The organism is Micromonospora sediminicola (assembly GCF_900089585.1).
In the GTDB taxonomy this organism is placed as follows: Bacteria; Actinomycetota; Actinomycetes; order Mycobacteriales; family Micromonosporaceae; genus Micromonospora; species Micromonospora sediminicola.
This window is the reverse complement of sequence record NZ_FLRH01000003.1, coordinates 2723452-2750114: the sequence shown is the minus strand read 5'-3', so window position 1 is coordinate 2750114 and position 26663 is coordinate 2723452. Positions and strand designations below refer to the sequence as shown.

The 26663-nt window shown below is 70.0% G+C and carries 17 protein-coding genes; 9 read left to right on the top strand and 8 right to left on the bottom strand.

The window, feature by feature from the left end; all coding sequences use genetic code 11:
- Positions 1–78 precede the first annotated feature (78 nt).
- Positions 79–5787 (top strand): non-ribosomal peptide synthetase, encoded by a 5709-nt coding sequence (locus GA0070622_RS13385; RefSeq protein ID WP_091573596.1) that lies wholly within the window; start codon positions 79–81, stop codon positions 5785–5787.
- A complete protein-coding gene (locus GA0070622_RS32525) occupies positions 5784–6368 on the top strand; it encodes a phosphopantetheine-binding protein (RefSeq protein WP_176710465.1) in 585 nt (194 codons plus the stop codon). Before GA0070622_RS13385 ends, GA0070622_RS32525 begins: the two co-directional genes overlap by 4 nt.
- Before the next feature lie 175 nt (positions 6369–6543).
- Here the strand turns inward: GA0070622_RS32525 and GA0070622_RS13370 are convergent, their stop codons facing one another.
- Together GA0070622_RS13370 and GA0070622_RS13365 are read right to left on the bottom strand one after the other, a co-directional pair.
- The gene (locus GA0070622_RS13370) at positions 6544–8307 is read right to left on the bottom strand and encodes a non-ribosomal peptide synthetase (RefSeq protein WP_091577315.1); all 1764 of its coding nucleotides are present in this window, start codon (positions 8305–8307) and stop codon (positions 6544–6546) included.
- A gap of 26 nt (positions 8308–8333) precedes the next feature.
- Positions 8334–9065 (bottom strand): thioesterase II family protein, encoded by a 732-nt coding sequence (locus tag GA0070622_RS13365; protein ID WP_091573595.1) that lies wholly within the window; start codon positions 9063–9065, stop codon positions 8334–8336.
- A gap of 159 nt (positions 9066–9224) precedes the next feature.
- Here GA0070622_RS13365 and GA0070622_RS13360 point away from each other — a divergent pair, with 159 nt between their 5' ends.
- Positions 9225–10448 (top strand): cytochrome P450, encoded by a 1224-nt coding sequence (locus GA0070622_RS13360; protein ID WP_245666227.1) that lies wholly within the window; start codon positions 9225–9227, stop codon positions 10446–10448.
- Between the two features lie 28 nt (positions 10449–10476).
- Here the strand turns inward: GA0070622_RS13360 and GA0070622_RS13355 are convergent, their stop codons facing one another.
- Both GA0070622_RS13355 and GA0070622_RS13350 read right to left on the bottom strand, forming a co-directional pair.
- Positions 10477–12297, bottom strand: coding sequence for a non-ribosomal peptide synthetase (locus GA0070622_RS13355; protein WP_091573594.1), 1821 nt, complete (start codon positions 12295–12297; stop codon positions 10477–10479).
- 57 nt (positions 12298–12354) lie between these two features.
- Positions 12355–13986, bottom strand: a complete 1632-nt coding sequence (locus GA0070622_RS13350; protein ID WP_091573593.1) for a PhpK family radical SAM P-methyltransferase — start codon at positions 13984–13986, stop codon at positions 12355–12357.
- 276 nt (positions 13987–14262) lie between these two features.
- Here GA0070622_RS13350 and GA0070622_RS13345 point away from each other — a divergent pair, with 276 nt between their 5' ends.
- A complete protein-coding gene (locus GA0070622_RS13345; protein WP_176710463.1) occupies positions 14263–15132 on the top strand; it encodes an AfsR/SARP family transcriptional regulator in 870 nt (289 codons plus the stop codon).
- Positions 15133–15138: 6 nt separating this feature from the next.
- On the opposite strand, the gene GA0070622_RS13340 is transcribed toward GA0070622_RS13345, so the two are convergent.
- Positions 15139–16353 (bottom strand): cytochrome P450, encoded by a 1215-nt coding sequence (locus tag GA0070622_RS13340; RefSeq protein ID WP_091573591.1) that lies wholly within the window; start codon positions 16351–16353, stop codon positions 15139–15141.
- A gap of 158 nt (positions 16354–16511) precedes the next feature.
- Here GA0070622_RS13340 and GA0070622_RS13335 point away from each other — a divergent pair, with 158 nt between their 5' ends.
- Complete coding sequence (locus GA0070622_RS13335; protein WP_091573590.1) at positions 16512–17300, top strand: DinB family protein; 789 nt, start codon at positions 16512–16514, stop codon at positions 17298–17300.
- On the opposite strand, the gene GA0070622_RS13330 is transcribed toward GA0070622_RS13335, so the two are convergent.
- On the bottom strand, positions 17297–18604 hold the full coding sequence (locus GA0070622_RS13330; protein ID WP_218060574.1) for a cytochrome P450: 1308 nt from the start codon (positions 18602–18604) through the stop codon (positions 17297–17299). The two genes, GA0070622_RS13335 and GA0070622_RS13330, sit on opposite strands and share 4 nt — an antisense overlap.
- A 210-nt stretch (positions 18605–18814) precedes the next feature.
- On the opposite strand from GA0070622_RS13330, the gene GA0070622_RS13325 reads away from it, so the two are divergent.
- A complete protein-coding gene (locus GA0070622_RS13325) occupies positions 18815–20047 on the top strand; it encodes a cytochrome P450 (protein ID WP_091573589.1) in 1233 nt (410 codons plus the stop codon).
- A gap of 151 nt (positions 20048–20198) precedes the next feature.
- Positions 20199–21023, top strand: coding sequence for a DUF2306 domain-containing protein (locus tag GA0070622_RS13320; protein WP_091573588.1), 825 nt, complete (start codon positions 20199–20201; stop codon positions 21021–21023).
- A 1264-nt stretch (positions 21024–22287) separates the two neighbouring features.
- Here the strand turns inward: GA0070622_RS13320 and GA0070622_RS13315 are convergent.
- Positions 22288–23535: a barstar family protein gene (locus GA0070622_RS13315; RefSeq protein ID WP_245666225.1), complete on the bottom strand. Its 1248-nt coding sequence runs from the start codon at positions 23533–23535 to the stop codon at positions 22288–22290.
- 219 nt (positions 23536–23754) lie between these two features.
- Positions 23755–24923 (bottom strand): IS3 family transposase gene (locus GA0070622_RS13310; protein WP_091568968.1). Its coding sequence is split into 2 segments (ribosomal slippage): positions 23755–24636 and positions 24639–24923, totalling 1167 coding nucleotides; the frame shifts between segments, so codons are not numbered across the junction.
- Between the two features lie 233 nt (positions 24924–25156).
- Here GA0070622_RS13310 and GA0070622_RS32845 point away from each other — a divergent pair.
- Positions 25157–25645, top strand: coding sequence for a hypothetical protein (locus tag GA0070622_RS32845; RefSeq protein WP_218060573.1), 489 nt, complete (start codon positions 25157–25159; stop codon positions 25643–25645).
- 268 nt (positions 25646–25913) lie between these two features.
- Positions 25914–26624, top strand: coding sequence for a MerR family transcriptional regulator (locus GA0070622_RS13300; RefSeq protein ID WP_091573587.1), 711 nt, complete (start codon positions 25914–25916; stop codon positions 26622–26624).
- The last annotated feature ends 39 nt before the right edge of the window (positions 26625–26663 follow it).

The following is a 26663-nucleotide window of genomic DNA, read 5'->3' as shown; positions in this document are numbered from 1 at the left end:
GATCTGCCGCTGCCCGGCCCGCGCCGGGCCCTGTTCCGAACGACTACTGCGTGTTGACGCAGGGATGGTGGTGACCACATGACTGACCTGCAACGCCGCATTGCCGCGCTGTCGCCGGAGCAGAGGGAACTGCTGGAGCGGCGGCTCGCGGACCGGGCGGCGGCGCGTGGCACCGAGTCGGACGACCGGATCAGGCCACGCGACCGCTCCCGTGCCACGCCACTGGCGTTTCAGCAGGAACGGGAGTGGGCCATCGCGAAGTTCCGGCCCGCCAACAACATCCCCGGCGCGTTCCGCGTCGAGGGAAACCTGGACCTGAGCCTGCTCAGCGAGGTGCTCTCCGAGATCGCCGGACGGCACGAGGTGCTGCGCTCCACGATCGAACTGCAACCGGACGGCGCGCGGGTGCAGGTGGTGCACGCGGTCGCGCCGGTTCCGACGCCCATGGTCGACCTGATGCACCTGGCGCCCGAGCAGCAGCGTGAGGAGTTCCTCCGGCACTGGAACGCCGAAGTGGTACGGCCGTTCGCTCCGTCGGAGCCCATCCGTCTGCGGACCTTCATCCTGCGGATGGGCGAGGACAACCACGTCGTCCTGATCATCACCGACCACGCCGCCGCCGACCTGGTGTCGGTGGCGATCCTGGTTCAGGAGTTCGCGGCCCTGTACCTCACGAAACACAACGGCGGCGGTCCTGCCCTGCCCCCGCTGGAGATCCAGTACGGCGACTTCGCCGCCTGGCAGCGGGAGGTGGGAGAGAAGCGGATGGCCGCCGAGGTGGAGCACTGGCGGCAGACCCTCGACGGCATCCCGGGGGCGCTGACGCTCCCGAGTGACCGGCCGTTCCCGGCCCGGCCGACGTACTCCGGGGCAGCTCACATCGTGGACCTGCCGCCCGACCTCGCCGACGACCTCCGCCGCTTCTGCGAGCGCGAGAAGGCGTCGCTCGGCGTGGTGCTGCTCGCTGCGTGCTCAGTGCTGCTCTACCGGTACCTGGGGCAGGAGGATCTCGTCATCGGTGAGCTCGTCTCGGGGCGTGGCCGGGCCGAGGTCGAGCGGCTCATCGGCTGCTTCGTCACCGCCCTGCCGCTGCGGATGCGGCTGGCGGACGGGCAGTCGCTGCGTGCGGTCGTGCGACAGGCCCACGACACGGTGCTCACCGCGTACGACCACCAGGACCTGCCCATGGACCGCCTGCTCGAGCAGCTCGACCTCGGACATGAGGCGTCCCGGACGTCGATGTCCCACATGTGGATCGACGTCCGCACGCCGGAGCGCACCCTGGAGGTCCCGGGACTGCGCATCACCGAGGAGCCGATCGAGGTCAACGTGGCGGCGGCACCGCTCACGCTGGACGCCAACCCGAGCGCCGGGACACTGCAGTTGCAGTGGGTCTACATGACCGAGATGTTCGACGAGGACACCGTCGTGGTGTTCGCCGAGCAGTTCGACCGGGTGTTGCGCCAGCTCGTCTCCGCCCCCGAGACCACCGTCGGGCAGGTCGACCTCGCCGTGGGCCCGGCTCCGGCGACGCGGGTGGCGACCACCGGGTCGCGCTCCGCGGAGCCGGGCTTCGTCGAGCTGTTCCAGCGCCGGGTCGCGCTGGCCCCGCACTCCCCCGCGGTGGTCTGTGACGGGGTCGCGACGAGCTACGCCACCCTGAACCGGGAGGCCAACCGGCTGGCCCGGGACCTGCGGGCCAGGGGGGTGGGCCGGGACACCCGGGTCGGCATCCTGGTGGACCGTTCGCCGCAGCTGGCCGTGGCGATCCTCGGTGTGCTCAAGGCGGGCGGAGCGTACGTCCCGTTGGATCCCACGTACCCGCCGGACCGGATGGCGTTCATGCTCACCGACGCGGACGCGCGCGTGCTGGTGACCCAGGAACGGCTGGCGGCTCGCCTGGCCGGGACCGGCCCCGTCCCGTCGGACGGGACGGTGCTGCTCGACGGTGCGTCCGGCGCGGCGGGTGACGCCACCGACGAGGCCGACCTCGACCTGCCGGACCCGCCCGATCCAGCTTCGCTGGCGTACGTGGTGTACACCTCCGGCTCCACCGGCCGGCCCAAGGGAGCGATGATCGAGCACCATTCCCTGGCGACGTTCGCGCGGGACGTCGTCGACCGGCTCGGTCTCGGTGCCGGCGACCGGTTCCTCCAGTTCGCCTCACCGGGGTTCGACGTGCTGGCCGAGGAGCTGTTCCCGACCTGGCTCGCCGGCGGCGCGGTGGTCATTCCCACGCAGCACCTGATCAGCGGGGAGGACGACCTCGCCGACCTGATCGACCGCGAGCGGTTGACCGTGATCGAACTGCCCACCGCGTACTGGCACGAGTGGACCCGCGAGCTGGACCGTCAGAACCGGAAGCTGGCGCCCAGCCTCCGGCTGGTCATCATCGGCGGCGAGCGCGTTCTGCCCGAGCGGCTGGCCATGTGGCGACGGCTGGCCGTGCCGTTGGCGCACGTGTACGGCCTGACCGAGACCACCGTCAGCTCGACCTTCTTCCGGCTCGACCCCGACGACCCGGTGCACCACTGGCCGAACTTCCCGATCGGCACCCCGCTGCCCTCGGCCGAGCTGCGTATCCTCGACCGTCGGCTGCGGCCCGTGCCGACGGGCGCCAGCGGCGAGCTCTACATCGCCGGGCCGAGCCTGGCCCGCGGTTACCTGAGCCGGCCCGGACTGTCCGCGCAGCGCTTCGTCGCCGACCCCGATCCGACGAGGCCGGGGCAGCGGCTGTACCGCACCGGTGACCTGGTGCGGCAGCGTCCCGACGGCAACCTCGAGTTCATCTCCCGGGTCGACACGCAGATCAAGATCCGGGGATTCCGGGTGGAGCCTGCGGAGATCGAGTCGGTGCTCAGCAGGCACCCGCAGGTCGCCGAGTCGACCGTGACGCTCTACGAGCCCACCCCGGGCGACCGGCGGCTGGTGGCGTACCTGGTGCCGCACGGGTCGGCGGCCCCGCCGAACCTCGGTGAGCTCCGTCAGTTCCTCGAGCAGGACCTGCCCTCGTACATGGTCCCGTCGGCTTTCGTCACGCTGGACGCCCTGCCGCTGAACGCCAACGGCAAGGTGGACCGGGACCGCCTCCCCGCGCCTGACGGCGTCCGACCCGAGTTGGCGGAGGACTACGTCCCGCCGCGCACGCCGCTGCAGCGGCAGCTGGCCGAGATCGTGGCTGCCGTCGTCGGCGTCGAGCAGGTCGGCATCCACGACAACTTCTTCGACCTCGGCGGCGACTCGATCCAGGCGATCCAGGTCGTGGCCAGGGCCCAGGACCAGGGCATCGGTCTCTCCCCGCTGGACTTCTTCGAACACCCCACCATCGCGCTGCTGGCCCAGGCCGCGCACCGGGCCGACCCGGGCAACACCATCCGGCCCCGGCCCGCGGACGCGGAGCCGGTGCTCTCGTTCGACCAGGAACGCCTCTGGTTGGAACACCAGCTACGGCCCCGCACCGCCTACCACGTCGGCGGGCGTCGACGCATGATCGGTCCGCTCGCGCTCGACGTGCTCGAGAAGAGCATCCGGGCGATCCTCGAGCGCCACGAGATCCTGCGGACGAGATTTCCGGTGGTGGACGGCAGACCCGTCACGGTCGTGGACGACGTGGCGGACTGGCGTCTGGAGATCCTGGATCTGAGCGGGCGGGAGAACGGCGCGGAGATCGCTCAGCAGTTGATGGACGAGCAGACGAGCACCGCGTTCGACCTCGCTGAGGGACCGCTGTTCCGGTGCCTGTTGGTGAAGCTGAGCGACACCGAGCATCTGCTCAACATCATGACCCACCACATCGTCTCGGACAACTGGTCGATCGGCCTGTTCGCCGGTGAGCTGTCGGCGCTCTACGCGGCCGGCGGCGACCCGGCCCGGGCCGGCCTTCCGGAGCTACCGGTCCAGTACCGCGACTTCGCGGTGTGGCAGCGCCGGCACCACTCCGGCGAGACGCTCGCCCGCAAGGTGGACTACTGGCGCCACCACCTGGCCGGCGCTCCGCCCGCGCTGACCATGCCGGACACCCAGCGGTCCCCGGGTGCCGGTGGTGGCCGCACCCGGTCCACCCTGACGGAGAGCGAGACGGCCGCCCTGCACGAACTGTGCCGGCGGCACGGAGTCACGCCGTTCATGGTGGTGCTGGCGTGCCTGGCGACCGTGCTGCGCCGCTGGTCCGGCCAACCCGACCTCGTCATCGGGACGTCGGTCAGCGGCCGGACGGACGTGGCGCTCGAGAACCTCATCGGCGTGTTCATCAACACCATGCCGCTTCGCGTCGACCTGTCCGGTGAGCCGACCTTCACCGAGCTTTTGCGGCGGGTACGCCGGGTCGCCCTGGACGGCCACGCCCACTCCGACGCGCCGTTCGACGTGCTGGTGAAGGAGCTGCAGGTACCCCGGGACCCACGCCGCACACCGCTGTTCCAGGTGGTCCTGAACGTGTTCGAGCTGCCGCCGGTCGACCAGTTCGGTGACGTCTCCCTCGAACTGATGGACCTGCCCAAGCTGCTCAGCAGCTTCGACCTGGTGTTCACCGCCCAGGAATTCAAGGGCGCGCTGGGGCTACGGCTCGAGTTCGACGCCGAGCGTTACCCGGACGCGATGATGGACGCCCTGCTCGAACACCTGCGCGCGATGCTCTGCGCCGTCGGCGTCGACACCACCAAGGGCATCCTCGAGTACCCGCTGGAGCCCGCCGGCGTGGACGCCGGTCGTACGACCTCTCCCGGGCCGACGCCGCACTCGTCGGTCGAGCGGCACGCGAGCAGCCGTCCCGATCGGATCGCCATGATCGACCGGGACGGCGAGTGGAGCTACGCCCGGCTCAGCCGAGCGGTCGACCGGGCCGCGGAGATCGTCGCCGAGCGGAACACCCCCGGCGCGGGGCCGCTGCGCCTCGTGCGCCGACCCACCGCCACCTTCGTCGCGACGGCGCTCGGCTGCGCCCGGGCGGGAGTCGAGTTCACCGTGGTGGAACCGCCGGCACGACCCTCCGACGACGCCGGGACCGTGGCGGACCCGGACCCGACGGACCCGGTCCCGGACGGGGTGGTCGACCTGCGCGACCTCCACACCGACCCGGCCGACCGGGACGACCCGTCACCGGTGCGACGCGGCGCGGCGCCGTCACCCGACGACGCTGCGGGCTGGGCGGTGGAACGGCTCGGTCTGCATGCCGGCGACCGTCTCGCCGTCCTCTCCGGCACCGCTGGCCAGCTGCTGTCCACGGCAGACAGCGCGTTCCACGCCGGCGCGACGCTGGTCGTCCCTGAGCGTCCGCTCGCCGGTGACGTCGACGCCCTCGTCGGATGGCTGGCGGCCAACTCCATCACCGTGGTCTGCCTCACCCAGCCGGTGCTGCGGGCCATGGCTGCCCGCGGCCCCCGGCCGGAGCTCTCCTGCCTGCGGTACGCGTTGGTGGAGAACACCGGGGAGCTCATCTCCCGGGACATCGAGGCGCTGCGCCGGATGTCGCCGACCTGCCGGTTCGTCGGCGTATACCGCGGAGGCCGGGACGGCCGGCCGCTCGCGGCGTACGTGGCTCCGGACGACTGGCGGATCGACGCCGCACCGGCGAGGGTCCCCCTGGGCACGGAGCCCGACGGCGCGGCGGCGCGGCTCCGGCTCCCGACCGGGCTGCCCGCCGCGGTCGGCGAGGTCGCCGAGATCTGGCTCGGCGAGCACCGCACCGGCGACCTCGCGCGCCGCTGGTCCGACGGCACCCTCGAATACGTCGGGAAGCTGCGTCAGGACTACGGCTCGAAGGTCACGACGGGAGGAGCGCCGCGATGAGTCAGACCGAGGCGAGCATCGGCGTCGGCCTCCCGGTCGACCCGGTCGAGACGCTGGCCGCGCTGTACACCGTGCCGGACGTCCTCGGCGCGGTCGTCACCGCACACGTCGGCGCCGACGGCCGGGCAACGCTGCTCGGCTATGTCACCGGACCGGATCCGGCGGTCAGCACCGCCAGGATCCGGCGCCACCTTGCCGGACAACTGCCCGACTACCTCATCCCCGAACATGTCTTCGTGCTGCCGGAGCTGCCGCTCACGCCGGCCGGTGACTACGACCTGAGTGTCCTGCCGCTCCCCGGCGAGCCGAGCGGGCAGGACAACGGTCACGCGGAACCACGGACGCCGATGGAGCGCCGGCTGGCCGAGATCATGCAGGAACTCCTCGGAGTCGACCGGGTCGGAGTCCACGACGAGTTCTTCGCGCTGGGCGGCTCCTCCATCCTGGCGACCCAGCTCGCCACCCGGATCCGCGAGGAGTTCGACGCACCGGTGTCCCTGGTGGACGTGTTGGCTGCCCCCACCGTCGACGAGCTGGCGCAGTTGATCGTCGAGACCCGGGAGCGGGCCGCCGACCAGTGACCGCACCGCCGGTTCAGGCGATCAGCCCCGGCCGCGCCCCGATCGATGATCGGGACGCGGCCGGGGCGGTGTCGCTGGGCCGCCGTGTCGCCGAGCCCAGGCGGGCCGGTCACCACGAGGACCAGGCGCGGTAGACAGGCCGGACAGCGCCGCTACCGTCGGCGTGCCGGGCCGGTCAGCGAGCGCTGTCGATCACTCGTGCCAGGTCCTCGACCACGCTGTTCTCGAACACGACCTGGGGCGGCAGGTTGGTCCGCAGGTCACGCTGGATCCGCATCCGGCCCCGGGCGGCGAGCAGCGAGTGACCGCCGAGTCCGAAGAAGTCGTCGTGCACCCCGATCGCCTCGACCCGCAGCAGTTCCTCCCACAGCCGCACGAGGTAGCGCTCGGTCTCGCTGCGCGGCGCCTCGTACGCGCGGCGCCGGCGGGACCGGTCGGCGGCCATCTCGCGAAGCTGCGCCCAGTCCCGTTTGCCGTGCGCGTCCAGCGGCATCGCGTCCAGGACGACGAACTCGGCCGGCACGTACGGGGCGGGCAGGCGCTCGCTCAGGAAGGCCCGCATCTCGGCCGGGGAGAGTTCTTCGACCGCCGGGATGACGAACGCCAGCAGACGCAGGTCGCCCGCCTCCCCGACCCCGGTGACCGCGACCTCGCGCACCTGCGGATGCTGGTACAGGGCCCGCTCCACCTCCGCGGGCTCGACCCGGTGCCCGGAGACCTTCACCTGGCTGTCGACCCGGCCGAGGTATTCCAGGGCCCCGCCGGGATCGGTCCGTACCCGGTCGCCGGTGGCGTACATCCGGCCGCCGTCGCTCGCGAACGGGTCGGCGACGAACCGCTGCGCGGTCAGGCCCGGCAGGTCCAGATAACCGCGTCCGACACCGGCGCCCCCGACGTACAGCTCCCCCGGCTCGCCCGGCGGCACCGGGGCCAGCGTGTCGTCCAACACGTACAGCCGCGCGAAGTCGAGCGACTGCCCGATCGGCACCCGGACGCACTGGTCGGGCAGTTCTTCGATGGGCTGACCCGAGCACGCCACGGTCGCCTCGGTCGGGCCGTACAGGTTCCACAGCTGCCCGGTGAACCCGCCGTCGCGCAGCTGGCGGCAGGTGTCCGCGAGCAGGACGTCCCCGCCGGAGCAGAGCACCCGCAGGGAGGCGAAGGCCTCCCGGTCGTGTCGGGCGACGTGGTTCAGCGCGATCGCCGGTGCCAGCATCGCGGTGATGCGGTGGCGCCGGAGCTGCCGCTGCAGATCGGCGCCGATCAGGTCGGCGATGGCGGGCATCACCACCAGTTGGGCACCACCGGCCACGCTGCGGAACAGCTCGAAGGTGAAGGTGTCGAACGACAGGTTCGACGACTGCGCGACGCGGTCGCCCGGGCCGACGACGGGTATCACCGGATCCTCGGCGAACGCCGCCATCTGCCGGTGCTCGAGCACGACACCCTTGGGCTGGCCGGTGGAACCGGAGGTGAACAGCACGCACGCGGCGCTGTCCGGCCCGACCCGCGCCGGGGCCACGGCACCCGGCTCCGGGGTCCGCCAGTCGAGCTCGGCGACCTCCACCGGCAGGGAGGTGAGGCGCCGGGCCCGGCCCGGCTCGGTGATTAGCAGTCGCAGCCCGGCGGCCTTCACCATCTCGTCCCGACGCAGGTTGGGGTAGCTGACGTCGATCGGCACGTACGCGGCGCCGGCGCGCAGCACCCCGAGCACCACCACGACGGCGCCGACCCCGCGCGGCAGGTAGATGCCGACGCGGTCCTCGGCGGTCACGCCGAGCCGGACCAGCTGAGCCGCCACGACCTCGACCCGGTCGGCCAGCTGCGCGTACGTCAGCTCGGTCTCCTGGTCGCTGACCGCGGTCAGGTCCGGATGGCGCCTGACGGTCCTGGCCAGCAACTCGGGAAGGGTCGCCGGAGGGTCTGTCGATGTGGCCATGGGACTCACCTCTTCGGTCTCGTCGGTCAGCACTCGAAGTCGTCCTCGACGATCTTCCTCAAGCCACTCGGTGCCGCCAGGAAGCTCAGCGGGTCCCCGGGCAGGACGTACTCCGTGGTCTCGCCGTACTGCCGCCACTCGGAGAGATCGTCGCGGCCGACGTCCAGGTCGCCGTCCCAACCGATGGCGCTGATCGGCACGCCGAGCCACTTCGCCGGTGGCGCGTGGTCCAGGCACGTCTGCACGTCCCCACGCAGCACCCGGGCGGCCAGCGAGACGAGTTCCTCCGGCAGCGCCCCGTCGCCGAGTTCGGTCGAGACGCGCTGCAGCTCCTGAGCGATCCGGCGGTCGGACATCCAGGGGTGGTACAACCCGTAGAAGCCGCGGGCCGGCACAAGGGACGCGGAGACGAACAGCCGCTCGGGCAGCGGCGCACCCACCTCCTGGGCGTGACTGGTGAAGGCGTGCGCGAGCAGCGCGCCCATGCAGTGGCCGATCACCGCGTACGGTCGGTCGAGGTACGGGCCGAGCGCCCGCACCGCGTCCCGCGCGAAGGTCTCGAAGTCGCGGTACGGCTCTTCCCTGATCCGGTTCTCGCGGCCAGGCAGCTGCACGGGGTGTACCTCGATCTCGCCGATCCGGCCCGGCCATCGTCGCAGCGACGACGCGCCCGAGCCCGCGTACGGAAAACAGAACAGCAGCGGTCTGGCTCCGGACGACGGCTCCTGCAGCAGCCAGCGCGTGGACGGTTGGCGCACGTGCCCTCCCGGGTGTCAACTGCCGAGACGCTAGCGGTGCGAGGTTAGGCGCCGGTTATGCACGCAGGACCCGTAACCACCCGATAACCGGGCCGCGGGATAGTCGAGCATGTTCGTCGGCGGCCCGCCAGCAGCGGATGCGACAGCGAAGGGGTGCCCGTGACCCAGCTGCCCATGCTCGACCCGGACCAGCTGGAGTCGCTGGATCTGACCTCGCCCGCCGTCCACGCCGAGTGGGACCTCACCGCGGTGTGGCGGCGCCTGCGCGCCGAGCAGCCGCTCTACCGGCACCCGCCGAGGGGCGACACGCCTGGCTTCTGGGTGGTGACTCGGCACGCCGACGCCGCCACGGTCCTGCGCGACCAGAGATTCACCTCGACCCAGGGCAACGTGCTGGAGACCCTGCTCGTGGGCGGCGACTCGGCGACGGGGAAGATGCTCGCGGTGACCGACGGGCCGCGCCACACGGAGGTACGACGCCTCATCGCCGGCGCGTTGACCCAAGAGGTCCTGGATCGGCTGGAGCAGCGGATCACCGAGCAGGTGCGGCAGCTCGTCCGGCGGGTGGTGGAGCAGCAGCACTGCGACTTCGGCGACGACGTGGCCGCGCAGGTGCCGCTCGCCACCATCTGCGACCTGCTCGCGGTGCCGGAGGAGGATCGGGCGTACGTCCACCGTCTCGGCTCCTCCTCGGTCAGCTCGCACGTGCCGGCGCACACCACCACCGACGCGTGGAGTTCGAAGAACGAGATCCTCGCCTACTTCATCGAGCTCACCGAGCAACGTCGGCACGCTCCCGGGGACGATCTGGTGAGCATTCTCGCCAACGCCCGCGTCAAGGGTCGCCGGCTCAGCACCGACGTGGTCGTCTTCAACTGCTACAGCCTGATCCTCGGCGGCGACGAGACCACCCGCTTGGCGATGACCGGGGCGGTGCTGGCGCTGACCGAGAACCCGGCGCAGTGGCGCGCGCTCAGGAACGGTGAGGTCAGCGTCGACACCGCGGTCGAGGAGGTGCTGCGCTGGACCACGCCGTCGCGGCACCTCGGCCGGCTGGCCACGGAGCCGGTCGCGATCGGGGGCGGACGGATCGGCGAGGACCAGATCGTCACGGCCTGGCTCTCGTCGGCCAACTTCGACGAGCGGGAGTTCGACCGACCGGAGCGGTTCCTCCTCGACCGGGCGCCGAACCGGCACCTGACGTTCGCGTACGGGCCGCACTTCTGCGTCGGCGCGCGGCTGGGTCGCATCCAGCTCGCGGCGACGCTGACCGCCCTGCGGGACCTGGTCGCGGAGATCGAGGTGACCGGCAGCCCCCGGCGCGTCTACTCCAACTTCCTCGGCGGCACCTGCAACCTGCCGGTGATGCTGAAGGCCGGTTGAGCCCCCGGGCGGCCACCGCGAGTGGCTGCTACGCGTCGTCGAGATACGCGGCAAGCTGCCGCAGCACCGGGTGCTTGAACACCGTGACCAGCGGGACGGACCGGCCGGTACGGCGGCGCAGCAGCGCCACCAGCCGGATCGCGAGCAGTGACTGCCCACCGATGTCGAAGAAGTTGTCGTCGACGCCCACCCGGTCGACGCCGAGTACGGCGCACCACGCCTCGGCGAGCAGGCGTTCGGTCGGGCTCCGTGGGGTGGTCTCCTGGCCCTCCTCACGTTCCGGCCGAACCGGTGGGGGGAGGGCCGCACGATCGATCTTGCCGTTGCGGGTCAGCGGGAAGCGGTCGATCTCGACCAGCACCGACGGCATCATGTAGTCGGGCAGGTGCTGGCCGACGACCCGCCGCACCGCCTCGGCGTCGAACGGGACAGGTCGGCCCTCCGCGTCCCGGTCGAGCCGGCAGTAGCCGACCAGACCCTCGCCGCCCGGCAGGTCCGTACTCGCCACGGCGACCGCCTGCGCCACCCCCGGGCAGCGGCCCAGCACCGCCTCGATCTCGCCCAGCTCGATCCGGTAGCCGCGCAGCTTCACCTGGTCGTCGCGGCGGCCGAGGTACTCCAGCCGGCCCTCCGGCCCGATCCGCGCGCGGTCGCCGGTGCGGTACATGCGACGGCCGTCCCCGGCGACGATATCCGGGACGAACCGCTGCGCCGTCAGTCCGGGCTGTCCGAGGTACCCGCGACTCACTCCGGTGCCGGCGACGTACAACTCGCCGTCGCCGCCGGGAGGCACCGGCTCCAACCGGTCGTCGAGCAGGTGGACCTGGACGCCGGCCAGCGGCGCACCCAGGTGCGGCCCGCCGGACCCGTCGATCCGGGCGTACGTCGCGTCCACCGTGCATTCGGTGGGGCCGTAGAGGTTGATCGGCGCCAGCACGCCGGCCGCGTTGAGCTCCGCCAGCCGTCCCCAGAGTCCCGCCGGGACGGCCTCCCCGCCGACCAGCAGCCGCAGCGGCCGGTCCCGGTTCTCCACCGGCAGATGCTCGAGGAGCGACACCAGATGCGACGGCGTGATGTCGAGTTCGTCGAGCCGCTGTTCGGCGATGAGCGTCGCCATCGCCTCGGGGTCGGCGCGCACCTCGTCACCGACGAGGACGACGGTGTCCCCGCGGCAGAGCCGCGACCACTGCTGCACCGAGGCGTCGAAGGACGGGCTGGCGTTCCAACCGACCCGTGCCGGGGCCGGTCCGACGACCGGCGCCAGGGCGTCCACCAGCGAGGCCAACGACCCGTGCGTGACCTCGACCCCCTTGGGATGGCCGGTCGATCCCGAGGTGTAGATCACGTAGGCACGGTGGGCAGGGCGGATCTCCGCCCGGTCCGGTGCGCCGCCGGTGACGGCCCGCGCGCAGGTGTCGACCGTCAGGATCCGTCTCGCGGACGCGGCCGGTAGGCGGCGCCGGCTGCCGGCGTCGGAGAGCACCAGGGTGACGTCGCCACGGTCGCAGATGTACCTCAGCCGGGCAGCGGGCAGGGTCGGATCCAGGGGCAGGTAGCCGGCGCCGCTGCGCAGCACGCCGAGCAGCGCCACCACGAGGTCGACGCCGCGTGGGAGCAGCAGGCCGACGAGGGATTCGGTCCCCACGCCGCGGCTCCGGAGCCCGTCGTCCACGGCGGCGCTACGTCGGGCGAGCTCGCCGAAGGTGAGTACGGTGCTGCCGAACACCAGCGCCGGACGGTCCGGGTGCGCCGCGACCACCTGCTCGAAGCGGCTGACGACGGACCGCCAGTCGGCATCCGTCCGGTCCGGTGCCGGGGTGGGCGTCGACGCCGACGCGAGCAACGCCATGGAAGCATGCCCTTTCGTAGATGGACGGTGGGTCACCGTGCGGTCGACGCCGGGCCGTCAGTAGCGAAACTTGGCGGGCTCCATGCGCAGTCCGGCCACCTCGTCGGCGAACCGCTGTTCGAGTGCGGCCAGCCCGACCGGGTCGCCGCCACGGTTGCGTGCCCGCATCAGTTCCTGGCTGGTGCGCAGCAGGCCGGTCAGCTCCGGCACGCCGACACCCTTGCCGGCGAGGTACGGCAGCGACCAGAAGTCGAAGTCGTACAGCGGTAGCCACACCGACTCCGTCACCTGGTCGAACATCCGGTCGGTGAGGGCGGCGGCCTCCGCCGACGTCATGGTGAAGTGCGACCAGCTGTAGCCCTCGCCCTCGATGCCGAGCAGGTCCTTCTGCTGGTAGACCGGGGATCGGGGGTTGGCCCACCAGGCCTGCGCCCGCCACAGGTCGGGAGCGGTCTCGTTGAGGAAGTCGATGGTGTTCTGCACCGTCTTCTCGGTTTCGCCGGGGAAGCCGACGATGATCGAGGCGAAGGTGGTGATGCCTCGCTCCTTGAGCGAGGCGATGCCGGTGCGGTACTGGCTGTCCTGTGCCAGCTTGTGCATGTTGGCCAGCACGTCGGCGTCGCCCGACTCGATGCCGAGGAAGACGCCGGCGCAGCCGCTGCGGGCGGCCAGGTCGAAGGCCTCCTCGTCGCGCACGTTGGAGCACCGGAAGTAGGAGTACCAGCTCAGCCCGAGGTCCTCCTCGATCATCATCTCGCAGAGCTGCTTGAAGCGCTTCGGCGGCACGTTGAAGGTGTCGTCCACGAAGACCACGTTGCGGACGCCGAGCCCGGCGAGCGCCCTCAGCTCGTCCCGTACCGTCTCGACCGACGCGGTGGTCAGCGCACCGGCTCGGGTCGGGTAGTCGCAGAAGCTGCACTTGAACGCGCAGCTGCGGGCGGTTCGCAGCTGGGCCGTCTCGCCGATGAGTTCGGGCGGGAAGCGGGCCCAGTCGATCGAGCACTGGTCGAGGTCGTTGTTCTCCGGGCGCCGCCTGGTGCGGACCCATTCGCCGTCCGGGCAGTGGAACAGGTTGTCCACGGCGGCGAGGTCGCCGCCGTCACGCAGGGCACGGCACAACTGGGCCAGGCTCCGCTCGCCCTGCGACTCCTGGATGTAGGTGTCCGCGCCCATGGCGAAGAACAGGTCCTGGACGGTCTCGGTCAGTCCCGATCGCAGAAGGTTGTCGACGAGAGGGCCGCCGATGACGATGTGGCTCGACGGCGACACCTTCCGGATGTGCTCGACGACCGGCACCACCGGCAGGATGTTGACGTAGAACGTGGTGGTGACGACCACCACCGCGGGCTGCTCGGCGAGCAATGCCGCGACCCGGTCCTGCTCGCTGCTGAACAGCGAGACCGGTTCCGCCCTCAGCCCGTGTTTGCGCAGGTAGCTGGTGAGGTAGAGCGCCGCGAGGTTGAACACCTCGCCGACGTGGTAGCGGTCGTTGCGGCCGGTCGCCCGGCTCCGCAGCCGGCTGAAGGCGTCCAGCCACGGCATCGCCTGCCCGTCCACGACCAGATGTTCGGAGCGCATGATCTGGTACTCCGGGCTGCTGGGGCCGGCCCGCTCGCACATGACCCGGTAGTCCTCGAAGTCTCCCTCGTTGTAGCCGATCACCACGCAGTCGAGACCGTGACGATCCATTGAGCCCCACCTCTCGTACGACTGCGGTGGTCGGGTCGGCGAAGAGGCCGCCGCGGCTGAGGGATCCAGCGTGCCACCGGGTGCCAGGGCGGGAACGGTATCCGGACCGGGTTCCATTCCGGTTATGCAGGCGCCGGACGCCCGGTCAACTGACCTCGGTGCTCCCTCCGCCCCTCCTTCATGTGACATCGCCGGTCCGGGGCCCGCCGGTAGCGTCGAGCCGAGTACTGGTGGTCCGGACGAGGGAATGCCGTGGAAGGAAAACAGGCCGTGCGCGTGGCGACGCGGAGCTCCCGGATATCCGTCAGCACCTTCGGCACCTTCGAACTCGCCTTCGACGACCGTCCGGTGCAGCGTTGGCAGGCGGGAAAGGCGCGCAACCTGCTGCAGTTCCTCCTGCTCCGGCCCGGGCGGATCGTCTCCCGCGACATGCTCTACGAATCGTTGTGGCCGGGCGTGCCCTGGTCCGGCGGATCGAGCTCGCTGAAGGTCGCCGCTCACATGCTCAGGAATGTGCTGGAACAGCCGCAGGGCGAGCGCCGCCCGGCGGAGGCACCGACGTTGCGCCTGCTCACCCGGGGCCCGGGATATCTGCTCGAGGTCGAGGGCGTGGAGGTCGACTTCGAGACCTTCATCCACCACGTCGACACGGCGCACGCGGCGCAGCTCCGGAACGACCGGGCGGCGGCGGCGCGTCACTACCGGCAGGCGGCCTGGGCCTACCACGGGGACTTCCTGCCGGATGTGGCCTACGAGTGGGCGGCCGCCCACCGGGAGTGGCTGCGCAGCCGGCTGCTGTGCGCCCTGGCCTTCCTGACCGAGACGACGATCCTGCGCCGCGACCACGTCGGCGTGATCAGGTGGTGCCAACGGATGCTCGAGGTCGAGCCCTTCCACGAGGAGGCGTACCGGCTGTTGATGCTGGTCCACGCGCACCTCGGTCAGCTCACGCAGGTTCGACGCTGGTACGGCCTGTGTGCGCACCGGCTGCGGGACCACCTGCAGACGGCGCCGGACCCCACCACCCAACGGCTCTACGCGCGGGCGATCGGCGGCGAGTTCACCGGCCACCCCATCGACGCCCGGGTCTGGCAGCGGGAACTCCATCCGACCGGGCACGCCTCGCTGCTGCGGACCCCGGCCTGAGCGCCGTCACCGCCGCGTCGCGAGCGCGACGGGCAGATGCTTGACGCCGAGCATGAAGTTCGACCGCAGCCGTTCGATCGGACCGGACAGCTCGAACCGCAGGCCCCGCCCCAGCAGCTCCTGCATCAGCAGGTTGATCTCCATGCGGGCCGCGCCCATGCCGATGCACCGGTGGTTGGCGACGCCGAACGCGACGTGGTGGTTCGGGGTACGGCCGAGGTCGAGCCGGTCCGCACGCGGGAACTGCTCCTCGTCCCGGTTGGCCGAAGCGTTCCACAGGGTGAGTGTCTCCCCCGCCGGGATCCTGACGCCCCGCACCGTCACGTCCCTGGTCGTGGTCCGGCACACGTACGCGTTGGTCGAGGTCCACCGGAACAGCTCCTCCACCGCGGTGCCGAGCAGGCTGGGGTCGGCGTGCAGCCGGCGTTCCTCGTCCGGATGCCGGATCAGCGTCTCCACGATGGCCGACGCGGTGAAGGGGGTGGTCTCGTCGCCACCCACCGCCACGTTCAGCGCGTTGTAGAGGATCTGGCTCTCCGACAGCTCACGGCCGTTGGTCCGCGCCGCCAGCAGGATACTGATCAGGTCCTCACCCGGGTCGCGGCGCCGCTGGTCGAGCAGGGTGGCCAGGAAGTCGAAGATCTCCACCTGGGCGCCGGCCAGGGTCATCGACTCCCCGCTGTCGCCGGCGTACTCCTCGTCCCGATAGCCGATCATAATGCGGGTGAGCCGAAGCAGGTGCAGGGCGTCGTCGAGACCGATGTCGAACATGGCGGTGAGCAGTCCGGCGGGGAGCCGGGGGGCGATGTCCACGGCGAAGTCACCGCCGCCGTCGGCGCTGAGACGGTCGAGCGCGTCGTTGAGGTACGTCCGCACCTGATGCCCGGCCCGCTCCATCATCCGCGGCCCGAACGCCTTGTGGACGTGCTGGCGCAGCTGCCGGTGCGCAGGCGGGTCGGAGCAGATGAGCATCTGCTGCGACGCGGTGTCGGTCGCGCTCCGGTACGAACCGCCGAGCACGGTGCCGTTCCGGGACGAGAACGTCACCGGGTCCAGATAGACCGCGTTCACGTCCGCGTACCTGGTCAGCGCCCAGTATCCGCCGGTGGCGCTGGCGTTCCAGTAGACCGGCTCGTTCTCCCGCAACCAGGCCCACGCGGCGTACGGGTCACCGGACACGAACAGATCGAGATCGTCCAGATTGATGACGGCGGTCGCCATGACACCACCTTCTCCCTGATCTGCTGACCACGGTCGTCAGGAACGGGTGGAGCGTAGACGGCGGCAGTTGTCGGACGGTTACGTACGCGGCCGACGCCACTTCCGGTCCCGCCGCGTCGGATCCGTCGGAAGCCCGGAAGATCACGCACAATGATGTGATGACCGCACAGTACGGACCACACCGGTGGTCAGCCGGTTGGCACGACGACGGGAACAACGCCGCCTACCGGAAGGCACGCTTCACGGTCGCCGACCTCACCGGCGCACGGTTCGTCGACTGCGACATGAGCAAGGTCAAGATCGTCGACGGTTGGCTGGTCGACGTCGATGTGTCGGGCCATGTCGAGAACCTCGTCGTCAACGGTGTCGACGTCACCGCGTTCGTGGCGGCCGAGCTCGACCGCCGGCATCCCGAGCGGGTCCGGCTCCGGCAGATGCGCACGGCTGACGACCACCGTGCGATGTGGGACGTGGTGGAACGCCTCTGGTCGGAGACCCTCGCCCGGGCCGAGCGGCTGCCGGAGTCGGCGCTGCACGAGCGCGTCGACGAGGAGTGGTCCTTCGTCGAGACGCTGCGTCATCTCGTGTTCATCACCGACGCCTGGGCGCGCCGTACCGTCCTCGACGAGCCCATGCCGTACCACCGGCTCGGCGTCACCCAGACCGCCTACGCGCCGGCCGACGCGGCCGGGCTCGGCATCGACCACGGCGCGCGTCCGTCACTGGCGGAGGTGGTGAAGGTGCGCGCCGACCGGATGGCGTTGATGCGTGGGCTCGTTGACGACCTCACCGACGAGGAACTGGGTCGGGAGTGCACGCGCCCACCGGCGCCGGGTTACCCGGCGGAACGGCGGACGGTCGGCGAGTGCCTCGGCGTGGTCATGCAGGAGGAGTGTGAGCACCACCGCTTCGCCATCCGCGACCTTCGGACGATCGAGGCGCGCTAGGCCCGCTGTCCTTCCCCAGGCCGGGCCGGGATACCCGGGGTGGTCCTCGGCGCGCTGGTCACGCTGTCCGGGTCATGCCGGCGACCTCCGCGCTTGCGTCGGCGCACCTCGCACGGCAGTGACGCGAACCCGCGCTGGTGTGGCGAGTGGGAGCGCCGGGCGTTGGCCACGTCGATCTCGTAGCTCGAGACCAGCGCGCCGATCTCCTCCAGCGCGATCCTCATCTCCAGGCGGGCCAGCGCGGCGCCGAGGCAGTGATGCGGTCCGTGCCCGAAGCTGATGATCCGCCTCGTGTCTCGGTTCAGGTCGTAGCGGTCCGGCTCGGGGAACACCCGCGCGTCCCGGTTCGCCGAGGCCGGCAGGATCGCCACCCGCGCGCCCGCCGGCAACCGCACCCCGTGGAGCACCGTGTCCTCGGTGAGCAGGCGCGCCATCATCTGGCTCGACGAGTCGTACCGGAGGGTCTCGCTCGCCCATTCCTCGGCCCGTCCGTCCAGTCCCTCCCGCTGGACCTGCGGATGGACCCAACCCTGGTACCAGGCGTTGCCGAGCGTCTTGCCGGTCGATTCGTTGCCGGCGCCGATCATCACGAACAGGAAGGCGACGATCTGACTGTCGGTCAGCTTCGCCCCGTGGACCTCGGCCCGGATCATGTCGGACGTCAGGTCGTCACCCGGTCGGCGGCGCAACTCCTTGACCAGCCCGACGAAGTAGGCGGCGAGCCGCAAGGCGGCGAGCGTGGACAGCCGGCTCCGCCCGCTCGATCCGTTCTCGCGATGGTTCAGGTCGTCGGTGTCGACCCGGATCTGGTCCCAGTCGGCGGCGGGGATCCCGAGCATCTCGCAGAGGACGTCGTTCGGCAGCGCGGCGGCGAAGTCCGCGGTGAAGTCGAACGTGACCTCGTCGCGAAGCGGCTCCAGTCGCCCGCGTACGAGCTCACGGATGCGCGGCTCCATCGCGGCGATCCGGCGGGGAGTGAACGCGGACGACACCAGGTTGCGGTACCAGCCGTGCTGCGGCGGATCCATGGCGAGGAAGAAGCTCGTCTTGACCGCCTCGGGTCCCCAGAGCTCGCGCTCGAGGGCGATGCCGTTGCGGTTGGAGAACAGAGCGGGGTTGCGCAGCGCGGAGAGCACGTCGTCGTACCGGGACAACGCCCAGAAGTCGCGCTGCTCGTTGCGGTAGACCGGCGCGTGCTCGCGCATCCACGCGTAGACGGGATGCGGGTCCTCCTGCACCCGGTAGTCGAACGGGTCGTAACCGCCTGCCGGCGGCACGCCGTCGACCCGGTCCTGGATATCCACGCCACCTCGTCCCGTCGATGTCCGTTCAGGTGTGAACGTACGGTGCCGGCCACCAACGGTCGTGTCACTCGAAGCAGGGGCAGCCGGCACCGGCCGCCTGAGCGGCGCCCCGCGGACACCCCCGCTTCACGGGACACGACGGGATCCGCGACCTGGCCCTACCGTTCCTGAGAACGGGCCGGACACCACCGTCGTACTGGAGATCAGTTGATGGATGCACATCCCGCGCCTGCCGCCGCGGCAGAGGCAGCGCCCCCCGGCTACGACCCGTTCTCCTACCGGATGCACGAGGACCCCTATCCCACCTACGCGTGGATGCGGGAGCACGCGCCGGTCTATCGCAACGAGCGGCGTGACTTCTGGGCGTTGTCCCGGTACGACGACGTGCTCTCCGCGTTGCGCGACCCCACCCTCTTCTCCAGCCGCAACGGCATTTCGTTGGAGCACGATCTGTGGGGACCGCAGGCGGTCAAGACGAGCTTCTTCCTCGCCATGGATCCCCCGCAGCACGGCCAGATGCGCCGACTGCTCGGGAACACCTTCAAGCCGCGCTGGGTCGAGTCGATGGAGACCCGGGTCCGGGAGCTGGCCCGCGCGAGGTTGGCGTCGGCCCTGGAGTGCACGACGTTCGACTTCGCGGCCGACTTCGCGGCGGCGTTGCCCAACGACGTGATGTGCGAGTTGGTGGGGATACCCGCCGCCGACCGGGACTGGATCCGGGCCGACAACGATCGACTGAACGAGTGCGAGGACGGCACCGATGAGAGATCCGGCGAGGCGGTCGCCGCGGGATTCCGGCTCGCCGTGTACTACGTCGACCTGATCGGCCGCCTACGAAAGCACCCCGGCGACGACCTCACGTCAGCCATGATCCAGGCGCGGGTGGACGGTCGGCCGCTCACCGACGCGCAGATCGTCGCCTTTCTCTTCCTTCTCGTCAGTGCGACCAACGAGTCGACGGGTAAACTTCTCGGACTGGCCTGGTACTACGGCTGGCGGTTCCCCGAGGTGCAGCGCGCCGGCCTGAACGGGCGAGCCACGGCCTGGGGCAACGAGACGCTGCGGTACGACTCGCCCAGCCAGATGATGGCCAGGGCGCTGACCCGGGAGACCGTCATCCACGGCACCCGGCTCCCCGAGGGCGCGCGCGTCGCGCTGCTGCCCGCGTCCGCCAACCGGGACCGGAGGGTGTTTCCCCGACCTGACAGCTTCGACCTGGAGCGCGACACAAGCCAGATGATCAGCTTCGGTCGCGGTCCGCACTTCTGCCTGGGTGCCGCGCTCGCACTGCTCGAGATCACCGTCGCACTCGAGGAGGTCGGTGCGCTCGTGTCCGAATACGAGATCGACATGGACAACGCCCGGCTGATCCACTCGCCGCACCAGCGCGGCTTCGCGTCGCTGCCCTGCACCGTCGTACGTCGCCGGAAGCCGGCGCGCTAACGCGGACAGCCGCCGTCGAACGCCTGCGTCTGCCGCCCGCCTGGTCCCGGACGGCGACCCGGTCCGCCGCGCTGCATGACTGCGGACTGCTGGACGGTGTCACAGGAAGAAGGGATACGTCCCCGCCATCCGATCCGGCCATCCTGGACGCATGTCACACGCCACCGAATCGCCAGTCGCCGACCCCTCTGACAGCGCCGGCGAACGCGGGGACCATCAGCGTTCCAGCCGCCCCCGCGACCGGCGGCGTCGCGGGCCTGGCCTCGCCTTCGGGGCGCTCGTGGCCGCGCTTGCCATCAGCCTGATCCCCATCTGGGCACGCTTCTACGCTTTCAATCCGCACATCGGTCGCCTCTCGCCCGCGGAGCACCCGTGGTACTTCCCCACACTGATGGTCCACGTGGCGGCCTGCACGTTGGCCATTCTCACCGGCGTCCTACAGGTCTGGCCGGGCCTACGCGTTCGCTACCCGCGCCTACATGTGCGCTCCGGCCGGATCTACGTCTTTGCCGGCATCCTTCCCGCAGCGGGTTCGGTTCTGGTCATCTCGGCGTACTGGCCCTACAGCCCGTTCACCGTCTCCAGCGACATCCTCTCGTCTCTTCTGTGGCTGGCCTTCACGGGCTACGGGCTCGTCCTCGCCCGACAGGGCCGGATCGACGACCACCGCCGGTGGATGTTGCGCAGCTTCGCGTTGACCGCGTCGAACGTGCTGAACCAGTTCCTCGGGATTCCGCTCGGGTGGATCTTCAAGCCGCAACTCAACACCACATTCGGTGGCAACGAAGAACTCCTCATGCAGGTCTGGACCGGGGTGGATGTCTGGCTCGGCTGGGTTCTCGCGCTTCTCGCGGTGGAGTGGTACCTAGAGCGTGAGCAGCTCCGCCGGTCAGCGCGGCGCCGGGCCGCCATGAAGCGACGCGAACGGCGGCCGACGGACCCCGCTGAGATGTCCGCCGCGAACCGTCTCCGCTGAAGCATCCGCTTCAGCGGCCCGACCTGCTGATTGAGGATAAGCGCCGTGCGGTGCACTTCCCCTCGCCTCGGATGAATTGTCCGCGTCAACCACCCTGGGCGAGATCAGGGCAACGATCCCGGGACGCCGGGGTCCGGGGCCAAGGTCTCCCGGCTGCCGGCCGCGGCATCACCCGAGATGCGGTGCACGACGAGCGCGCCGCGCAGGGGGTCAGTTGCTGCTCGGGGTTGTGTTCCAGGTGGGCATCAGGCTTCCGATCCAAGGTCGAGGTGCATTGCTGTCCGGCGGCCAGCTAGACCCGCAGATACCTATATAGCTCGACCACGCCGCAACGGCGGCGGCCGCCCCATCTGCCGTAGACCACCACCGAGCCTGACCCCTGAGCTACCTGACAGACCACTTCGGGCACGCCGAAGAGGTCACCGCCCAGGAAGCCCTGCTCAGAGGGTTGTCCGTGGGATTCGAGTCTCAGCTGCCGGAACCCCGACAAGACTCCGCCACGGCGGATCTGGAGCTGCACGTCGATGGATGATGGCTCCGGTGACTGGCGTCAGCGGGCCAAGTACGACAAGCCGCGGCAGCCAGGCGGGGAGCAGCCAGCGCTGACCACTTCGGTCTTTTCAGGGAGGTCACGCCGCACCGCTCGACCGCATCACCGCAGGTCAAAGCCGCCCTCCCTGTCCGGTGTCGGTGAGCCCTTCGGGCGGGGTGACCACTTCGCCAACCTGCACCCAATCTGCTCCCACTTGAAAGGCCAGGCCGTGCAGCGGCTCCTTACCGCCGTGACCTGCGCATACTCCCTGCCAGGCGACATAGATCACTGCCGACTGCTGCGTAAACCGCTGAGCACTCCGTGTGAAGCAGGACGCTGCACCGACTCTGACCTGCGGAAACGAGAACGTCCAGGTCGGGGTGGGTGCAGTTGGATGCCGTTCACTGCCGCTTGATGCTGTTGAACGCCGTTCAGTGCACCCTTCTGCTCCCACCCCGCTCCCCAATCTCGGCACGACGTCACCGGCGTATGACCGGCAAACACCGGGTGCCGCCGCCCAGGCCGACACCGGCGTGGCTGCCGGATGTGCTGCACCAAACCACCGTCTGCGATGCGGTTGCTGCCTCGGCGTCACCGCGTCGAGCAACTCCCAATCCGCTCCGGGAGGACATCTGTCAGCCGACTCTCCACGAGCTGCGGGCCGGTCGCTGCGACGACGACACCGAATCCGCAAGTCCGAACCGCTTTACAGCGCAGCAGCGACGGTCCGGCTCAACGCAGGTCGATCTCGACGTCGTGTTCCGCGAAGATGCCGAGCAGGTGCTCCATGGTCGCCGCCGGTGCGAGTCGTCGCCGGTCGTAGCCGGCGACGAGGTGGTCACGAGCGACGGTCGAGTCGTGCCACACCAGCCGGAACGGCGTCGATGCGCCGAACCTTCCACGAAGGCAGTCGTCGAAGGCGTCGAGGTTGCAGCCGAAGTATCCGCCCGGGCCGTTGATCGCCTCGCCGACCGCGCAGTAGAACCCTTCGATGTCCGTGACGAACCGGCCGTCGAGGTCGTACGTAGTGCCGGCCGGTCGGTCCTGCGCAACAGACTGGTGGGCGGCCGCGACCATGGCCCACTGGTGTCGCAACTCTCGGCCGTAGCCGGACCACATGTTCTTCTGGGCGGGCGGCCCGTGGTGCCAGTGCGTGAGGATGTCGAGGACTGCCGTGGGCAGCGGTTCCTGTGGGTCGCTGTCGACGGTCACGTCGAGGAGCTCGCCCCCGAACCGTGACGGCTCGCCTGACTCGACTGTTCCGGACACCACGGCGTCGATCACCCGGTGGGCCGAGCCGTCGGCCGCGATCGTGTGCACCTCAGCGCGGATGCGACGGCGACGCAGGCTGGCCTTGCTCGACTGCCCAACCGCGTCGAGCGCGGCCAGCAAGGGCGCCTCCGGCCGGCAGCCGAGAAGCCGGACCTGCGGCACCAGCGGTGGGGCCTGCTCGCGGAACACGCCGCTGACGTCGCGGCATGTGCCGTACGGCGTCTCGTCCCCACCCAGGAGGACGAATTGGGCGACGTTGCCGGGACGCACCACGGCATCCGTGCGGTCGTAGACGTGGACGAGCCCGTCGAGGTCGATGTCCACAAATCCGGGCCCCACCCGGCTTGGCCGCTGTCCGAGCACGAGCACGTCACCGAGGTACTCGCCCGACCAGGACGGCGACATGCTCTTCGATGGCGCGGGCGCCATTATCGCGACGTCGTCGAGCCAGGCCCGTTCGGTGCCGAGGGCCTCGGCGGGCAGCCGGTTGAGCAGGTCGGCGAAAGCGCCGTCAGGAGCGCAGCCAACGAGGGTAAACCGTTCCCGCGGTCGCTGAGGCAGGTCGGTGAACAGTCCTTCGATCTCCGCACATGCCGCCAGCGGCACATCGTCCTCATAGACGCTGTCGAAGCCGACCTCACCGAGGAGCAGCCATCGCGGGCCCGCCTCCGGGCTACCGAGCCGCGTAAGGAACGCGTCACCGCCCATCTGCCCCGGCTCTCCCGCATCCTGCAACGCCGCGCGAGTAGGCCCGTCAGAGCCAGGGACCGTCGCAACTAATCGCGGTAGGCGATCAATATCATGTACGGCGTCGGTCCTCTGAACCGCCAGCGGTCGACGTGTGCCACGCTGCGGCGGTGACGATCACCAGAGCGACTGTTGCCGGAGCAGTCATGGGTCTGCTGCACCGGCAGGTGACAGGCGTAGTCACGCGGCCTGACTGGCCGGTGGGTGCATGATGGTCTCGAATTCAACGGGGGTCAATCGGGACAGTGACCGTTGGCGTCGGCGGCGGTGGTAGGTCCGTTCGATCCAGGTCACGATCGCGATCCGTAGTTGCTGGCGGGTGGTCCATGATCGTCGGTTGAGGACGTTGTTCTGCAGGAGGCCGAAGAAGGATTCCATGGCGGCGTTGTCGCCGGCGGCGCCGACACGGCCCATCGATCCGGCCATCCGGTGGCGGTGGAGGGCTCGGACGAATTTCCTGGAACGGAATTGGGATCCGCGGTCGGTGTGCAGGATGCAGCCGGCCAGGTCACCGCGTCTGGCTGCGGCGTTGTCCAGTGCGGCGACGGCCAGGCGGGACTTCATCCGCGAGTCGATGGAGTAGCCGACGATGCGGTGGGACCAGACGTCCTTGATCGCGCACAGGTAGAGCTTGCCCTCGGCGGTGTGGTGCTCGGTGATGTCGGCCAGCCACAGCCGGTTCGGGCCGTCGGCGGTGAAATTCCGCCGGACCAGGTCGTCGTGCACCGGCGGGCCGACCTTGCCGCCCTTACCCCGACGCTTGCGCTTGCCGAAGGCGCTCCACCAGCCGTTGCCGGAGCAGATCCGCCACGCGGTGCGGTCGGCCATCGGCTGCCCGGCGTCGCGGGCCTCGTCGACCAGGAACCGGTAGCCGAACTCCGGATCGTCGCGGTGGGCGTCGAACAACGCGTTGGCCCGGTACGCCGCCACCAGGTCGGCGATGGTGACCGGTCGGGCCAGCCACCGGTAGTAGGGCTGGCGAGCGATGTTCAATACCCGGCACGTCACCGCCACGGGGATCCCGTCGGCGGCCAGCTCGCTCACGAGCGGGTAGAGCCTTTTCCCGGCAGATGCGCCTGCGACAGGTAGGCAGCGGCCCGGCGCAGGACCTCGTTCTCCTGCTCCAACAACCGGATCCGCTTGCGCGCCTCGCGTAGCTCGGCCGACTCATCGCTGGCCGTCCCCGGCATGACGCCAGCGTCGATGTCGGCCTGGCGCAGCCACTTGAACAGCGTCATCGGGTGGACCCCGAAGTCCTTGGCGATCTGCTCGACGGTCACGCCTGGCTCGCGGTCGCGAGCGACACGCACGACGTCATCGCGGAACTCTCTGGGGTAGGGCTTGGGCACAGCGACATCCTTCCAGCCTGCCCGCAGGGCAAGCCATCTCAGATGTCACCTATCGGTGCAGCAGACCCTGTGGACCTCAGAGCCGCTTCTGTCGATGCACCTCAAGATCTCAGCTTCGCTGCATCGCCGCCACACACAGGAGTCAAGGGATAAGCCGGACGGACGTGTGGGACGTTCTGCTGGAGTCACAGCGGCTCCGGTGGTCATTCACGCCCTTCGAGCGTGTCGGCCCGATGAAGTTCGGCATGACGCACGACGACGTTCAATCAGCGGTGCAGGGTGTCCTCGCAGCTGCCACCCGGCAGGGCACCCCGGGCGGTGACGGGTGGGCAGATTTCTGGCTGGAGCCCCACCCTGACGCGGGGCTGTCAGGGCCGGCGGCTACCACCTACTACGACGGATCGATCGGAATGGCCGGTATCGCGCTCAACGCGCTGCGCGGCCCTCAGGTGATCCTTCAGGGAATGCGGCTGGTCGGGCAGACACCGTCACGCCTGGAGCACGAGTTCAGTGACTATCTCGCAGCCCGCGACATCGATTTGCGGTACTCGCAGCACGCCGATCCGTGCTCCCCCCAACTGGGGGTGCTGCTACGGGCGCAGCGAGCCGGCGACGTTGTGCTCAGCCGCCCCGTCGTGGTGGCGAAGGCATGGGCTGATCGCTGCTGGGACACCAGCGAAGGGTGCATTCCGCAGCGGGAATGGAAGACGTTCCAGTGGTGATCATGCCCTGCCTCGACGCCTCGCGGAGGAGACGATCACCGCACTCGACGAGCAGATCGTCACTGTCGCAGGCACCAGGGCGGGCGGAGGTCGATCCTGTCTCGCCTCCCCTGCGGCCCGCGCCCTCATCTCGGCCATGTCCGGTCGCCAGCCAGCCCGACCCGTCGTGGGCAGGCGGCAAGCGGATCGCGACCAGAAGAGAGCGCCGCGCTGATCCTGAGGGCGCTGATGTTGACTCTCACGCCGCCTGAGGCTCGAAGCTTGATGGGTGAACGGTGATGCTCTGCTCAACATCGGTGTGTTCGCTGCGGCGACCGGCCTGACAATCCCTGCGTTACGTCACTACGACGAAGTCGGACTGCTCAAGCCGGCTCAGGTTGATCCAGGCAGTGGCTACCGGCGCTACCACCATGGCCAGCTCGACGACGCCCGCTTGATCTGCGGCCTGCGCGCGGTGGGCGTGCCGATCGACGAGGTTCGTGCGGTGGTGGGCCGACCTGCAGGACAGGTGCGGTCAGCGCTGGATGCACACCGCGAGCGATTGGTTGCTCAGATCCGCGAGGTGTCGCAGCGGATCGTCGCCGTCGACGAATTCATCGAGAAGGGAACTGCAATGCCAGTTTTGCAGACCATTCGTCCTGTGCAGATCCGCATCAAGGTCGCAGACGTCCAGGAGGCGGCCGTGTTCTACACGGCTGCGTTCGACGTCGTGTTCAACGAAGCGATCTCGTCGGTGCAGTTCGGCACGTACCGCACCGACCGGTTCTTCCTGATCACGCTAGAGGAGCGGGACGGAGGGATGTCGAGGCATGACAGCACACGATTTGGGCTGCTCGTTGACAACGTCGATGCCGCTCATGACCGTGCGATAGAGGCCGGCGGCGTCGAGGTTCATCCCCCGACCGATTTCGCCTGGAAACCGCGTACGTCCTGTGTCCGTGATCCCGACGGGAACGTCATCGACCTGAGCCAGGCATGACCCCGGACCGCACACCCCGACCCACGGCGAACGCACTAC

What these genes read in the sequence shown, in the direction of transcription:
- GA0070622_RS13385 (WP_091573596.1), top strand. Translation starts at nt 79, where the DNA reads ATGACTGACCTGCAACGCCGCATTGCCGCGCTGTCGCCGGAGCAGAGG.
- GA0070622_RS32525 (WP_176710465.1), top strand. Translation starts at nt 5,784, where the DNA reads ATGAGTCAGACCGAGGCGAGCATCGGCGTCGGCCTCCCGGTCGACCCG.
- GA0070622_RS13370 (WP_091577315.1), bottom strand. Translation starts at nt 8,307, where the DNA reads ATGGCCACATCGACAGACCCTCCGGCGACCCTTCCCGAGTTGCTGGCC.
- GA0070622_RS13355 (WP_091573594.1), bottom strand. Translation starts at nt 12,297, where the DNA reads ATGGCGTTGCTCGCGTCGGCGTCGACGCCCACCCCGGCACCGGACCGG.
- GA0070622_RS13350 (WP_091573593.1), bottom strand. Translation starts at nt 13,986, where the DNA reads ATGGATCGTCACGGTCTCGACTGCGTGGTGATCGGCTACAACGAGGGA.
- GA0070622_RS13340 (WP_091573591.1), bottom strand. Translation starts at nt 16,353, where the DNA reads ATGGCGACCGCCGTCATCAATCTGGACGATCTCGATCTGTTCGTGTCC.
- GA0070622_RS13335 (WP_091573590.1), top strand. Translation starts at nt 16,512, where the DNA reads ATGACCGCACAGTACGGACCACACCGGTGGTCAGCCGGTTGGCACGAC.
- GA0070622_RS13325 (WP_091573589.1), top strand. Translation starts at nt 18,815, where the DNA reads ATGGATGCACATCCCGCGCCTGCCGCCGCGGCAGAGGCAGCGCCCCCC.
- GA0070622_RS13320 (WP_091573588.1), top strand. Translation starts at nt 20,199, where the DNA reads ATGTCACACGCCACCGAATCGCCAGTCGCCGACCCCTCTGACAGCGCC.
- GA0070622_RS13315 (WP_245666225.1), bottom strand. Translation starts at nt 23,535, where the DNA reads ATGGGCGGTGACGCGTTCCTTACGCGGCTCGGTAGCCCGGAGGCGGGC.
- GA0070622_RS32845 (WP_218060573.1), top strand. Translation starts at nt 25,157, where the DNA reads ATGAAGTTCGGCATGACGCACGACGACGTTCAATCAGCGGTGCAGGGT.